General features: G+C 58.4%; 13 protein-coding genes. 5 read left to right on the top strand and 8 right to left on the bottom strand.

What is annotated here, in order from left to right; translation table 11 throughout:
• Positions 1-2 precede the first annotated feature (2 nt).
• Positions 3-2072: a 4-alpha-glucanotransferase gene (gene malQ, locus AC6I8I_RS18390; RefSeq protein WP_497828168.1), complete on the top strand. Its 2070-nt coding sequence runs from the start codon at positions 3-5 to the stop codon at positions 2070-2072.
• 38 nt (positions 2073-2110) lie between these two features.
• On the opposite strand, the gene nfuA is transcribed toward malQ, so the two are convergent.
• Complete coding sequence (nfuA, locus tag AC6I8I_RS18385; RefSeq protein WP_031375648.1) at positions 2111-2686, bottom strand: Fe-S biogenesis protein NfuA; 576 nt, start codon at positions 2684-2686, stop codon at positions 2111-2113.
• Positions 2687-2744: 58 nt separating this feature from the next.
• The gene (gene gntX / locus AC6I8I_RS18380; protein WP_312054342.1) at positions 2745-3425 is read right to left on the bottom strand and encodes a DNA utilization protein GntX; all 681 of its coding nucleotides are present in this window, start codon (positions 3423-3425) and stop codon (positions 2745-2747) included.
• A 34-nt stretch (positions 3426-3459) separates the two neighbouring features.
• On the opposite strand from gntX, the gene bioH reads away from it, so the two are divergent.
• Both bioH and AC6I8I_RS18370 read left to right on the top strand, forming a co-directional pair.
• Positions 3460-4236 (top strand): pimeloyl-ACP methyl ester esterase BioH, encoded by a 777-nt coding sequence (gene bioH, locus AC6I8I_RS18375; protein ID WP_497828167.1) that lies wholly within the window; start codon positions 3460-3462, stop codon positions 4234-4236.
• 168 nt (positions 4237-4404) lie between these two features.
• Complete coding sequence (locus AC6I8I_RS18370; RefSeq protein ID WP_312054344.1) at positions 4405-4674, top strand: YdgH/BhsA/McbA-like domain containing protein; 270 nt, start codon at positions 4405-4407, stop codon at positions 4672-4674.
• On the opposite strand, the gene AC6I8I_RS18365 is transcribed toward AC6I8I_RS18370, so the two are convergent.
• The 5 genes from AC6I8I_RS18365 to AC6I8I_RS18345 form a co-directional block, all read right to left on the bottom strand.
• Positions 4675-6360 carry a sugar phosphorylase gene (locus tag AC6I8I_RS18365; RefSeq protein WP_312054346.1) on the bottom strand — a complete coding sequence of 562 codons (1686 nt, stop codon included), beginning with the start codon at positions 6358-6360 and terminating at the stop codon, positions 4675-4677.
• Positions 6361-6487: 127 nt separating this feature from the next.
• Positions 6488-8815, bottom strand: a complete 2328-nt coding sequence (locus AC6I8I_RS18360) for a Tex family protein (protein ID WP_312758883.1) — start codon at positions 8813-8815, stop codon at positions 6488-6490.
• A 100-nt stretch (positions 8816-8915) separates the two neighbouring features.
• Complete coding sequence (greB, locus tag AC6I8I_RS18355; RefSeq protein WP_312054349.1) at positions 8916-9392, bottom strand: transcription elongation factor GreB; 477 nt, start codon at positions 9390-9392, stop codon at positions 8916-8918.
• Between the two features lie 186 nt (positions 9393-9578).
• Positions 9579-9821 (bottom strand): exopolysaccharide production protein YjbE, encoded by a 243-nt coding sequence (gene yjbE / locus AC6I8I_RS18350; protein WP_312054351.1) that lies wholly within the window; start codon positions 9819-9821, stop codon positions 9579-9581.
• Positions 9822-10042: 221 nt separating this feature from the next.
• On the bottom strand, positions 10043-10285 hold the full coding sequence (locus AC6I8I_RS18345; RefSeq protein ID WP_312054352.1) for a hypothetical protein: 243 nt from the start codon (positions 10283-10285) through the stop codon (positions 10043-10045).
• 72 nt (positions 10286-10357) lie between these two features.
• Between AC6I8I_RS18345 and ompR the strand changes: the two genes are divergently transcribed.
• Entirely contained in the window at positions 10358-11077 is a 720-nt protein-coding gene (ompR, locus tag AC6I8I_RS18340) for an osmolarity response regulator transcription factor OmpR (protein ID WP_001157751.1), read from the top strand.
• Positions 11074-12441: a two-component system sensor histidine kinase EnvZ gene (envZ, locus tag AC6I8I_RS18335; RefSeq protein ID WP_031375655.1), complete on the top strand. Its 1368-nt coding sequence runs from the start codon at positions 11074-11076 to the stop codon at positions 12439-12441. The genes ompR and envZ overlap by 4 nt, the downstream gene beginning before the upstream one ends.
• 37 nt (positions 12442-12478) lie before the next feature.
• Here the strand turns inward: envZ and pckA are convergent, their stop codons facing one another.
• Positions 12479-14098, bottom strand: coding sequence for a phosphoenolpyruvate carboxykinase (ATP) (pckA, locus tag AC6I8I_RS18330; RefSeq protein ID WP_312054355.1), 1620 nt, complete (start codon positions 14096-14098; stop codon positions 12479-12481).
• Between the last annotated feature and the right edge of the window lie 91 nt (positions 14099-14189).

Genomic DNA, 14189 nt, shown 5'->3' with positions numbered 1-14189 from the left:
GCATGAAACAGAACTCACTTGATCAGGCCGCCCGTGCGGCCGGTATTTCACTGGATTACATCAACGTTAACGGCGAGAAAGAAGCGATCGGCGACGACACCAAACGCGCATTGCTGGCGGTGATGGGCGATCCTCATGATGCAAAGAAGTCACCCTTACCGCCGGTCGCGGTGTTCAGCGGCAGTGGTAAACGTCAGCTCACGCCGCAGGGCAGCGGTGTTTATCACTGGCAGCTCCAGACCGAGAAGGGCAAGCAGCTCAGCGGTGAACTGACGGCCGGCCAACCCTTTACGTTGCCGGGTCCGCTGGCGCAGGGCTATCACCAGCTGACGCTGAGTAAGGGCAAAAAGCAGTGGCAGACCCGGATCATTGTCACGCCGCGCCGCTGCTATCTGCCGCCGGCGCTGGACGCGGGCGAGAAGCGCTGGGGCGCACTGGTACAGCTCTATACGGTGCGTTCGGCGCACAACTGGGGCATCGGTGACTTCGGCGATCTGCAGACGCTGCTGGAGCAGCTGGCGGCCCGCGGCGGCGATTTCGTCGGGCTTAATCCGCTGCATGCGCTCTATCCGGCCAGCGCCGATTTTGCCAGCCCCTACAGTCCATCGTCGCGTCGCTGGCTGAACATTATCTATATCGACGTCGGTCAGGTGGTCGACTTCCAGCAAAGCCCGGCGGCGCAGAAATGGTGGAAAAGCGCCAAAACGCAGCGGGCGCTGAGCAAAGCGCGTGAGGCGGAGCTGGTCGATTATGAGGCGGTGATGGCGCTTAAGCTGGCCGCGCTGCGCCTCGCCTGGGCACACTTCCAGGCGCGGGATGCAGAGAGCGAAGATAAACAGTCGTGGGCGGCCTTTGTCCGTGAGGGCGGAGACAGCCTGCGCTATCAGGCGGCCTATGATGGCATCCAGCTTGAGCGGCGGGCGGGCAATGCGCAGCACTGGGGCTGGCCCGCGTGGCCGGAAGGCTGGCGTAACAGTCAGTTGCCGGAGGTGCAGCACTGGTGCGAACAGCATGAAGAGGAAATCGCCTTCTGGCAGTGGTTGCAGTGGCTGGCACAGCAGCAGTTCTCCCGCTGCTGGTCGCGCAGCCAGGCGCTGGGGATGAGCGTGGGTCTCTACCGCGATCTGGCGGTCGGCGTGGCGGAAGGCAGTGCCGAAACCTGGCACGATCCGGAACTGTATCGTCTGCAGGCATCAATTGGCGCGCCGCCCGACCGCCTCGGTCCGCTGGGTCAGTACTGGGGCTTACCGCCGATGGATCCGCACGTCATGCAGGCGCGGGGTTATCAGCCGTTTATCGACATGCTGCGTGCCAATATGCGCGACTGCGGCGCATTGCGTATCGACCATGTGATGTCGCTGCTGCGTCTGTGGTGGGTGCCGGCCGGGGAAACGGCCGATAAAGGGGCTTACGTGGCCTATCCGGTTGATGATCTGCTCGGCATTCTGGCGCTGGAGAGCCACCGGCTGCGCTGTATGGTGATCGGGGAGGATCTTGGCACCGTACCGAAAGAGATCGTCAGCCTGCTGCGTAAAAGCGGGGTGTTTTCGTGGAAGGTGCTGTGGTTTGAGCAGGAGAAAAACGGCAGCTATCGCGCACCGGCGGCCTATCCGCGCCAGTCAATTGCCAGCGCCAGTACCCATGATTTACCTACGCTGACCGGGTTTTGGGAGCAGGGCGATCTGTCACTGGGTGAGAAGATTGGCCTCTATCCGGGGGATGCGGTTAAGGCGCTGCATCAGCAGCGGGCAGAGCAGAAGCAGGCGCTGCTTGATGCGCTGCATCAGGCGGGCGCGCTACCGGCTCGCAGCCCGAAAAAAGCCGATAAGCTGGCGATGACGCCGACGCTGAATCGGGCGATACATCGCTTTCTGGCCGATACCGACAGCGCCTTGCTGGGCCTGCAGCCGGAGGACTGGCTTGGCATGACCACGCCGGTGAATGTGCCGGGCACGGTTGAGCAATACCCCAACTGGCGGCGCAAACTGAGTAAAACGCTGGAAGAGATGTTTGCTGACGAGGAAGTGAATAAGCTGCTTAAAGCGGTCAGCAAGCAGCGTAAGCCTGGCTGAACAGATCAGCGCGACAGCCGGGCTGTCGCGCCTGATCATTAATAGAAAGAGTGTTCACCGCGCTGATGCTCGGTGATATCGCGCACGCCTTTCAGCTCCGGGAAGGCGGCCAGCAGCTCTTTCTCGATGCCATCTTTCAGGGTGACGTCGATCATGGAACAGCCGTTACAGCCGCCGCCGAACTGCAGGATGGCGTAACCGTCATCGGTGATCTCCATCAGCGACACGCGACCACCGTGGCCAGCCAGCTGTGGGTTGATCTGCGCCTGCAGCAGATACTCAACGCGCTCTACCATCGGCGCATCGTCAGAGACCTTACGCATTTTGGCGTTAGGCGCTTTCAGCGTCAGCTGCGAACCGAGGTTATCGGTGACGAAATCGATTTCAGCGTCTTCCAGATACGGCGCGCTCAGTTCGTCAACGTAGGCGGAGAGCTTTTCGAACTTCAGCTCGGTATCCGTCGCTTCAACCGCATCGGGTGGGCAATAAGAGACACCGCATTCGGCAGTTGGCGTACCCGGGTTAATCACGAATACGCGAATCTGGGTGCCATCTTCTTGTTTGGATAGCAGTTTGGAAAAATGCTCTTGGGCAGAATCAGTAATTCGGATCATGTCGATTGCTCAATAGTTGACTAATTTAGTTGGTTATAATACGCCCATCAATGACGCTCTACAAGGTACGGCACAGGCACCAGATCTGCACGCTGGCCGCGCCCTGCGCCAGTAACAGGCGACTGATTTCTTCTACCGTACTGCCGGTGGTGACTACGTCATCCAGCAGGGCGATATGGCGTCCGTGCACCGCCATTTCAAGGCGGAAGGCACCGCGTAAGTTTCTGCGGCGCTGGCGGGCGTTCAACTGATGCTGTAACGCCCCTTGTCGCTGACGATGCAATCCCATCCCCCGCTCGCAACCCAGCCAGTGTGCCAGCGGTGCGGCCAGCAGGTCGGTTTGGTTGTAGCCGCGCTGCCAGCATCGTCGCGGGTGCAGCGGGACCGACAGTAGCAGGTCAGGGCGTGGCAGGTTGCCACGTCGGTAGCTATCCTGCCAGCTTAGCAAAAGCAGCCGCGCCAGCATCACCCTGAGTGCGGTAACGCGAGAAAATTTGAGCTGATTAACCCAGCGACTGAACGGCGGACAGTAACTGTTAACGCAGATCAGCGCCTGCCACGGCGGCGGCTTCAGCAGACAGCGTCCGCAGGGCAGCCGCAGGTTACCGGCCGGTAATCCACAGCGCGGGCAGAGCAGCGGCAGGGCGGGCAGCTGGCGTAAACAGCGGCTGCACAGGCCGTGTTGCGCGATCCGCAACGGTAACCGGCATAGCCAACACAGGGCAGGCATTGATAGCATAGCGACCTCCTTATCATTTTCGGGATAGTAACTGATGACGTCGCTTTACTGGCACACCTGTGGAACAGGGAATGTTGATCTTGTGCTGCTGCACGGATGGGGACTGAATGCGGAAGTCTGGCAAAGCATTATTCCTCGACTCAGCCCGCACTATCGCCTGCATCTGGTCGATCTGCCCGGCTATGGTCGCAGCCAGGACTTCGGCGCGCTGACGCTGGCCGAAATGGCGCAGCAGTTACTGCCAATGCTGCCGCAGCAGGCGATCGTCGCAGGCTGGTCGCTGGGAGGACTGGTGGCAACCCAGCTGGCGCTGACCGCGCCGGATCGGCTGCGTGGGCTGATTACCGTCGCCTCCTCCCCCTGCTTCACCGCCACCGCAGAGTGGCCAGGTATCAAACCCGATACGCTGCACAATTTTCAGCAGCTGCTCAGCAATGATTTTCAGCGCACGGTCGAGCGCTTTCTGGCGCTGCAGACGCTGGGAACAGAGAGCGCCCGGGCCGATGCGCGCCAGCTGAAAGAGGTGGTACTGTCGCAGCCGATGCCGTCGGTGGCGGTGCTGGATAGCGGACTGGATATTTTGCGGCAGGTCGATTTGCGTAGCGCGCTGCCGCAGATCTCGCTGCCGTTCCTGCGGCTGTATGGCGCACTGGATGGCCTGGTGCCGCGCAGCATTGCTGCCCGCCTCGATCAGACGCTGCCCGCTTCGCCTTCGTGGGTGATAGACAAGGCGGCCCATGCGCCTTTTATTTCCCATCCAGAGGCGTTTTGTCAGCAGATTATGAAGTTCATCAACGATTTGCTGACATAATTGCGCCAGTGACTGGCAAAATTGCCGGTAGCGGTAATACTTCTCTTCGTGAGCAAGGCCGCTGCATTTTTATGTGATTAGTCACGGAGGACTATGCCGTTCCATGCTGCCTTACGCGATTCGCGGCTGCTTACATCTCACAATGGACCATGAATGAGGGTAAACATAATGAAGGTTTTTAAATGGGTTGTGGCTTCAATGATGATGGGCGCGATTTCATTTTCTGCAATGGCAGCGAAAGAGGTCACCAAAGAAGAAGTTAAAACGATGAACCTGCAGAAAATTGGTACGGTTAATACCACGGCGGAAACCACCTCGCCAATGGATGCGAAAAAAGTGCTGTCACAGCTTGCTGATGAGAAAGGGGGGAAATACTTCCTGGTCATCGCAGGCCGCGAGCACGGTAAATTCAGCGCCACGGCTGACGTCTATAAATAATTAGCGTAGCCACATAAACTGCCAGGCATCCAGCCTCACCGGCTGGGTGCCATCAATCTTTCTGCCGCTCACCACATCCTGCAACGTATGCGCTACCGGCAACCTCGTCTCTATCGGGCGTCCGCCGAGATTAAACACGCACAGTAATCCGTCACCGCTTTCTGGCTGATGCCGCCGCATCACCAGCAGCGCATTTTCGCTGTCGTAGAGCGTCATCGGGTTATCGGGATGAAACGCCGGCTGACGACGACGCAGCTGAATCAGTTTACCCAGTTGGGTATAGATTTGCTGGCGCAGCCAGTCACCTCCTGCCAGCGCCGCCTCAATCTCTTTGAGAGGGTACTTTTGACGGTTAATCGCCCGGTTATGTCCTGCCGCCCGCACGCCATCATAGTGGTTGCGTGAGCCAAGAATGCTCTGAATATAGATAGCCGGCACGCCGGGGAAGGCCAGCAGAATGGCATGTGCCAGTAAAAATCGCTGCAGGCGGGTCGCGTCATCATCGGTTTCGCGGTTTAACGCATCCAGATAGGTGACGTTGATTTCATACGGGCTGGTGCTGCCGTCCGGGTTGTTTTTATAGGAGACCAGCGCGCCCTCCAGCGCCAGATCGCGCACCAGCGCCACGATCTCTACCTCGCTCAGAATGCCGCGTGCCGGATTCAGCCCGATACCGTCGTGCGATGCCAGGAAGTTGAAAAAGGTGGTGTCATTACTGCTGAGATCGAGGCTGCTGGCCCACTGCCGCAGGGCGCGCGCCGAGCCGGTATGGATGCCGTGCAGCACCAGCGGCGGCAGTGAAAACTGGTAGACCATCTGCGCCTCATCATGGCCGTTGCCCAGATAGCTGATGTTGTCCTGATGCGGCACATTGGTCTCGGTGATAATTACCGTGCCCGGCGCGACAATGTCGGCGATGGCACGGAACAGTTTCACCAGCTGATGGGTCTTTTCCAGATGAATGCAGCGGGTGCCGGGCGTTTTCCACATGTAGCCCACCGCATCCAGCCGCACATAATCGGCCCCGCGTTTCAGGTAGTCGAGCAGCACGTTGACCATCCGCAGCAGCACCGCCGGATTGGCAAAGTTGAGGTCAATCTGATCGGCGCTGAAGGTGGTCCAGATAAAGCGGGTTTCACCATCGGCCATCTGATACGGCGTCAGCAGCGGTGAGGTGCGCGGCCGCGTTACCGCGCTGAGGTCGGTGGCGGGCGGCATGCTGATAAAGAAGTCATCCCAGCCGGGGTCCTGCGCCAGAAAGTGTCTGAACCACGCGCTGTGCGACGACATATGATTACAGACAAAATCAAACATCAGCCGGGTTTCCTGATGCAGCCGTGCAACGTCCTGCCAGTCGCCACACAGCGGATCAACCTGATGATAATCAATCACCGAGAAGCCATCGTCAGACGACCAGGGGAAGAACGGTAGCAGATGCACCAGCGGGAAAATAGATTGCAGGTGCTGCTGATAAAAGCGCGAAAAGGTGCTGAGCGTCGGTTTGTCGGCTTCGCGAAACTGATCGGCGTAGCTGATTAGCACCACGTCCTGTTCATCCCAGTGCGCTTTACGCGGCAGCTTAATGGCATCGCGCGCTTGCGCAATATCCGCCAGCAGCTGGGTACGCATTGCCGCGGGAAAAGTGCCAGCATAAATCTTATCGATTAGATCGGTGATCGTTTCCATCGTGAGTTGGGTGCCACAGCAGGTGTTGTTTTTATGACAGGCGTCTTTCTAGCGTAGCGTTACGGCGGGGATTTTCCACTGAGGGAGTGAGATTGAAAGGGGGGCAAGCTGCGCCCCCCTGAAAAACCTAGCGTTTTTTACCGAATGCGGCGGCCAGCGCATCGCCCATCGCGCTGTTACCGGCTGGCTGACTGGCGGGACGAGGACGTCCTTTGCCGCCGGCGGGCCGTTTGTCGTCGCGCGGCGCGGCGTTCTTCGCGCCACCACGGGCGTTGCCTTCACCGGGCTGCTCATCCAGACGCATCGTCAGGGCAATTCGCTTACGCGGCAGGTCGACTTCCATCACCTTCACTTTGACGATATCACCCGCTTTCACCACCTGATGAGGATCGTCGACGAAGCGGTCGGAGAGCGACGAGATGTGTACCAGACCATCCTGATGCACCCCGATATCGACGAACGCGCCGAAGTTGGTGACGTTGGTTACTGCACCTTCCAGAATCATGCCCGGCGTCAGGTCGTTCAGCGTTTCGACGCCTTCAGCAAACTGCGCGGTTTTAAATTCAGGACGCGGGTCGCGGCCCGGTTTCTCCAGCTCTTTCATGATGTCGGTTACGGTCGGTAAACCGAAACGCTCATCGGTGAAATCGTGGGCGCGCAGGTTACGCAGGCTACCAGCGTTGCCCATCAGGTCGCTCAGCGCCTGTTCGGTGGCGGCCAGAATCCGCTCCACCACCGGATAGGCTTCCGGGTGGACGGTCGAGGCATCAAGCGGGTTGTCGCCATGATTGATGCGCAGGAAGCCGGCACACTGTTCAAAGGCTTTTGGGCCCAGACGGCTGACTTTCAGCAGCTGCTGACGATTCTGGAACCGTCCGTTCTCATCACGCCAGCCGACAATATTCTGCGCCATCATTCGCGTCAGGCCGGCAACGCGGGTCAGCAGGGGCACCGAGGCGGTATTCAGATCCACACCGACGGCGTTGACACAGTCTTCCACCACCGCATCCAGTTTTTTCGCCAGCTGACTCTGACTGACGTCATGCTGGTACTGGCCGACACCGATCGATTTCGGGTCGATCTTCACCAGCTCCGCCAGCGGATCCTGCAGACGCCGCGCAATGGAGACCGCGCCGCGCAGCGAAACATCGAGATCCGGGAACTCCAGCGCCGCCAGTTCAGACGCCGAGTAAACCGAGGCACCGGCTTCGCTGACAATCACTTTCTGCGCCGTGACCTGCGGGAACTGCTGTTGCAGATCGAGGAAGAAACGCTCGGTTTCGCGCGATGCGGTCCCGTTGCCAATCGCCACCAGCTCAACCTGATGTTTGATGCAGAGCGCGGCCACGGCGGCAGCCGCTTTCGCCGTCTGGCCGGTGTGCGGATAGACGGTGTCGGTCGCCACCAGTTTGCCGGTCGCATCCACGACCGCCACTTTGACACCGGTACGCAGACCCGGATCGAGACCCATGGTGGCGCGCATGCCGGCCGGTGCCGCCATCAGCAAATCGTGCAGGTTGCGGGCGAAAACGTTGATCGCTTCATCTTCAGCACGCTCGCGTACCGTGCCCATCAGCTCGGTTTCCAGATGCAGCATCACCTTAATGCGCCAGGTCCAGCTGACCACCGCTTTGCGCCAGCTGTCCGCCGGAGCGTTATTCAGACGCAGGTTAAGGTGCTCGGCAATCAGCGTTTCGCCATGGCTTTCACGTGGCGCTTCATCGAACTGCGGATCGGCGTTGAGCGACAGCTGCAGTACGCCTTCGTTACGGCCACGCAGCATCGCCAGCGCGCGGTGCGACGGCACGCTGCTCAGCGCTTCATGGTGATCGAAATAGTCGCGGAACTTGGCACCCGCTTCCTCTTTGCCTTCCACCACGCGCGAGACCAGATGGGCATTTTTCCACAGGTAGTTACGCACTTTGGCCAGCAGGGCGGCGTCTTCGGCGAACCGCTCCATCAGGATATAGCGGGCGCCATCCAGCGCAGCGCGCACGTCGGCCACGCCTTTATCGGCGTCGACGTAGCGTTCAGCCAGCTGTTCAGGCGAGTGGGACGGATCCTGCCATAAGGTATCGGCCAGCGGTTCCAGACCGGCTTCAATCGCGATCTGGCCACGGGTGCGGCGCTTCGGTTTATACGGCAGATAGAGATCTTCAAGCTCGGTCTTGCTGAGGGTGGTATTGATGGCGCGAGCAAGGTCGTCGGTGAGTTTACCCTGCTCGTCAATCGACTTCAGAATCGACTGACGGCGCTCTTCAAGTTCACGCAGATAGCTGAGGCGGGTTTCCAGCTGGCGCAGTTGGGTGTCATCCAGCCCACCGGTGACCTCTTTACGATAACGTGCGATAAACGGCACGGTATTCCCTTCATCCAACAGGCGAACGGCGGCATCAACTTGCTCTGCCCGCGCCTGTAGCTCACTGGCAATTATCTGGCTCAGAACTTTCATCATCAGGACTGTCTTGCTTTCGGGGTTGAGAAATAGCCGACAGTTATACGGATTGATGGTTGAAAATGCCAGAGATGCGGCCGGCTTTCAGCGATATTCTGAATCACCCTTCCTGATAGCGGATTTCATTGACATACCACAGCGCCGGACCGGCTGGCGTCTCGACGGTAGCGGCATCACCGACCTCTTTTTTCAGCAGCGCTCGCGCCATCGGCGAGTCAATGGAGATGTAATCTTTGCGGCCGAAAATCTCATCATAGCCAACGATGCGAAAGCGCTTAATGTCACCGTCATCGTTTTCAATTTCGACCCAGGCACCAAAGAACACTTTGCCATCCTGCTGCGGCGAATAGTCAACGATGCGCAACTGCTCCAGACTTTTGGTCAGGTAACGCACACGGCGATCGATTTCACGCAGACGCTTTTTATTGTACTGATAGTCGGCATTTTCACTGCGATCGCCGAGGCTGGCAGCCCAGGTGACTTTTTTGGTCACTTCCGGTCGCTCTTCACGCCACAGGTAGTCGAGTTCTGCTTTCAGCTTATCGAAGCCTTCGCGGGTAATCAGTCGGGTTTTCATGCTGCACTGGCCAGAAAGAGTCAAAGAGCGTCAGTGTAAGGCAAAGGGGGCGTGGCAAAAAAGAGTCGGGGAAAGGGTTTTTAAAGTCTAAAAACCCGCGTTGACTTCCCCGGCGGCGAAAAGGGTTGCTGCAAAAGCGTGTCTGAAGCTGAGAGCGGCCGAAGCCAATAAAGCAGAGGGTAAGAATTATTTTCCGGCGTGGGTCGCCGTGGTCGTCGAGGTGCTGCCGTGTCCGTCACCGCCGCCACCGGCGGTAGCCAGTGCAACACCGAGCAGGGCGGCAACCGCGCCGACGCCGATGGCATTAGAGTTCCCCTGGGCAGTGGTGGTCGCCTGAGCGCCCGCCGCTTCACCGGTCGCGGTGGCGGCGTAAGTTGGGCTGACGCTGCTAAATGCCAGCGCGCTCAGCAGTAAAATTGTTTTTTTCATTGTGTTATCCCCGTTGAGACGTCAATTGATGCCAGAGCAGTCTGGTTGAAATTATCCGGGGCGAAAAGTTGGCTTTACTGATTGATTTAATGCACTTTATTTTTAAATGGCCTTGCTAAAGGCGTCGCTCAAATTAATCCGAGAGGAGTCAGGCAGGAATAAACGGTTTGCTGGGATTTTATGCTGCGAAAGCGGCAATGCTGTAGATTATCTGGAGCTAATCAATAATGATGGCTGATGTTTAAGTCAAATTCTCTGTTAACCTGTTGAATTTGCTGACTGAATAAAAGCTGGCGCGCTTCTGACGCCAGCAATGAAGAGAAAACGGGGCGATATTTCGGAATTGCCGTAATTCTGTTATGCCCGGCTGAAAAGCGGTTATATCCCGGACCTGATGCGGATAAATTAAATATAAGCTGCTGTTTAATATGCTTTGTAACAATTTCGGCTAGAATATAAACCATTAATGACTGTCACTATAAGGCATCTTTTTTTAACAATGTTGGCTCAGGCAATAGCGCCTTTGGGAGTTGAAAATGCAAGAGAACTACAAAATTCTGGTCGTCGATGATGATATGCGTCTGCGTGCACTGCTGGAACGCTATCTCACCGAGCAGGGCTTTCAGGTGCGCAGTGTTGCTAACGCCGAGCAGATGGACCGTTTGTTAACCCGTGAATCTTTTCATTTGATGGTGCTCGACCTGATGTTACCTGGCGAAGATGGTCTTTCGATCTGTCGCCGTCTGCGCAGCCAGAGCAATCCGATGCCGATCATCATGGTGACCGCCAAGGGCGAAGAAGTAGATCGCATCGTCGGGCTGGAAATTGGCGCGGATGACTACATCCCGAAACCGTTTAACCCGCGTGAGCTGCTGGCCCGTATCCGGGCGGTACTGCGTCGTCAGGCCAATGAACTGCCTGGCGCACCTTCGCAGGAAGAGGCGGTCATCGCCTTTGGTAAGTTCAAGCTTAACCTGGGGACCCGCGAGATGTTCCGCGAAGATGAGCCAATGCCGCTCACCAGCGGCGAGTTCGCGGTGCTGAAAGCGCTGGTCAGCCATCCTCGTGAGCCGCTGTCGCGCGATAAGCTGATGAACCTGGCACGTGGCCGTGAATACAGCGCCATGGAACGCTCGATCGACGTACAGATCTCCCGCCTGCGTCGTATGGTGGAAGAGGACCCGGCGCATCCGCGTTATATCCAGACCGTCTGGGGCCTGGGCTACGTCTTTGTGCCGGACGGCAGTAAAGCATGAGGCGACTGCGCTTCTCGCCACGCAGTTCGTTTGCCCGCACTCTGCTGTTGATCGTGACCCTGCTGTTTGTCAGCCTGGTCACGACCTACCTGGTGGTGCTGAACTTCGCCATTCTCCCCAGTCTGCAACAGTTCAATAAGGTGCTGGCCTACGAAGTGCGTATGCTGATGACCGACCGGTTGCAGCTGGAAGATGGCACGCAGCTGGAAGTGCCACCGGCGTTTCGCCGGGAAATCTACCGCGAACTGGGGATCTCGCTCTATACCAATGCAGCAGCAGAGGAGAGCGGATTGCGATGGGCGCAGCACTATGAATTCCTGAGCGAGCAGATGGGCCAGCAGCTTGGCGGTCCAACCGATGTGCGAGTGGAAGTTAACAAGAACTCGCCGGTGGTGTGGCTGAAAACCTGGCTGTCACCCGACATCTGGGTGCGGGTGCCGCTGACCGAAATCCATCAGGGCGATTTTTCGCCGCTGTTCCGCTACACCCTGGCGATTATGCTGCTGGCGATTGGCGGTGCCTGGCTGTTTATTCGCATTCAGAACCGACCGCTGGTCGATCTGGAGCACGCCGCCTTGCAGGTCGGACGCGGCATTATTCCGCCGCCGTTGCGCGAATATGGCGCCTCGGAGGTGCGTTCGGTTACCCGCGCCTTTAACCAGATGGCGGCAGGCGTCAAGCAGCTGGCCGACGATCGCACCCTGCTGATGGCGGGCGTCAGCCATGATTTGCGTACCCCGCTGACCCGCATTCGTCTCGCCACCGAGATGATGAGCGAGCAGGATGGTTATCTGGCCGAGTCGATTAATAAAGATATCGAAGAGTGCAACGCCATCATTGAGCAGTTCATCGACTACCTGCGTACCGGTCAGGAGATGCAGACCGAGCGCGCCGATCTCAACAGCGTGCTGGGTGAGGTGGTGGCCGCGGAGAGCGGATATGAACGTGAGATTGAAAATGCGGTGATGCCGGAAGAGCTGATGCTGGATATCAATCCGCTGTCGATCAAACGCGCGCTGGCGAATCTGGTGGTCAACGCGGCGCGCTACGGGAATGGCTGGATCAAGGTCAGTAGCGGACGGGAACTGCATCGCGCCTGGTTTCAGGTGGAAGATGATGGTCCGGGTATTAAGCCGGATCAGCTGGCGCATCTGTTCCAGCCGTTTGTGCGCGGTGATAGCGCCCGCAGCACCAGCGGCACCGGGCTGGGACTGGCGATTGTGCAGCGTATTATCGATGCGCATCAGGGATCGCTGGAGATTGGCGAGAGTGAACGCGGCGGGTTACGCATCCGTGCCTGGCTGCCGTTAGTCGAGACCCTGGCGCTGAGCCATAACAACAGCAGCAACAGTGTTTCAGGCTGATAAAACCGGCGCGGGCAGGCTGCCGCGCCGGTTATTGTTAGCGTTGCGGACCGGCTTTTACCAGCGCCGCGCCGGCTTGGTTGTCGGTATATTTAGCGAAATTATCAATAAACCGCTGCGCCAGACCCTCGGCTGCCGCGGTCCACTGCTCCTCACTTTCCCAGCTGCGGCGCGGATCGAGCGTAGCGGCATCCAGCTCACCCAGGTTCACCGGCATCTGCAGATTAAAAATTGGCAGGGTTTCTGTCGGTGCATCATCCAGTTCACCGGCCAGAATCGCGTTGATGATGGCGCGGGTGTTCTTCAGAGAGATACGTTTGCCGCTGCCGTTCCAGCCGGTGTTAACCAGATAAGCCTGCGCCCCGGCCGCTTCCATCCGCTTCACCAGCACTTCGGCGTACTGCGTCGGATGCAGCGTCAGGAACGCCGCGCCGAAGCAGGCAGAGAAGGTCGGAGTCGGCTCAGTCACACCGCGCTCGGTACCGGCCAGCTTGGCGGTGAAGCCCGACAGGAAATGATACTGGGTCTGCTCCGGGGTCAGGCGGGAGACCGGTGGCAGCACGCCAAAGGCATCGGCGGTCAGGAAGATCACTTTCTTCGCGTGGCCCGCTTTGGAGACCGGCCGCACAATGTTGTCGATGTGGTTGATCGGATAAGAGACGCGGGTATTCTCGGTTTTGCTCCCGTCGGCATAATCGACAGTGCCATCTTCGCGCACTACCACGTTCTCCAGCAGCGCATTGCGGCGAATTGCACGGTAGATTTCCGGCTCGGCCTGCTCAGAGAGGTTAATGGTTTTGGCGTAGCAGCCACCCTCGAAGTTAAACACTCCGTCGTCGTCCCAGCCGTGCTCATCATCGCCAATCAGCTGACGGTCCGGGTCGGTAGAGAGCGTGGTTTTGCCGGTGCCGGACAGGCCAAAGAACACCGCGACGTCGCCCGCTTTGCCGACGTTGGCGGAACAGTGCATTGAGGCGATGCCTTTCAGCGGCAGCAGGTAGTTCATCACTGCGAACAGCCCTTTTTTCATCTCGCCGCCGTACCAGGTTCCGCCAATCAGCTGCATGCGCTCGGTCAGGTTAAAGGCGACGAAGTTCTCTGAATGCAGCCCCTGCGCCTGCCAGTCCGGGTTAGTGCACTTCGCACCGTTCATCACCACGAAGTCGGGAGTAAAGCTGGCCAGCTCCGTCTCATCCGGCTGGATAAACATGTTTTTCACGAAGTGCGCCTGCCAGGCCACCTCGGTGACGAAGCGCACGCTCAGACGGGAGTCGGCATTGGCCCCGCAGAAAGCATCCACCACAAACAGGCGCTTGCCGGAAAGCTGGCGGGTGACGCACGCTTTCAGCGCGTTCCAGGTTTCCTGGGACAGCGGCTGATTGTCGTTTTTGCCGGTGCCCTGGTCATTCCACCACAGGGTATCGCGCGTGGTGTCGTCACGCACAATGTACTTATCCTTTGGCGATCGCCCGGTGAATATCCCGGTATCCACAGCAATCGCGCCGCTCTGCGTCAGGGTGCCGCGTGCAAAACCATCGAGGTCCGGGCGTGTCTCTTCCTGAAACAGCGTGTCGTAATCAGGGTTGTAGACCACTTCCGTGGTATCCACGATGCCCAAAGCGGCAAGGTCTTGCGAGGTCAGGCCGTTAACGCGCATTTTACTGCTCCTTAAATCGGTGTCTGTTCTGCAAAGCAGAGATAGGTTGGGATCGTGCCGCCCGACACCCTTCATTGAGGATTAACAGCGC

It is taken from the genome of Pantoea sp. X-Soil-YNGN-775 (assembly GCF_059730575.1).
This window is presented reverse-complemented; position numbering and strand designations above follow the sequence as displayed.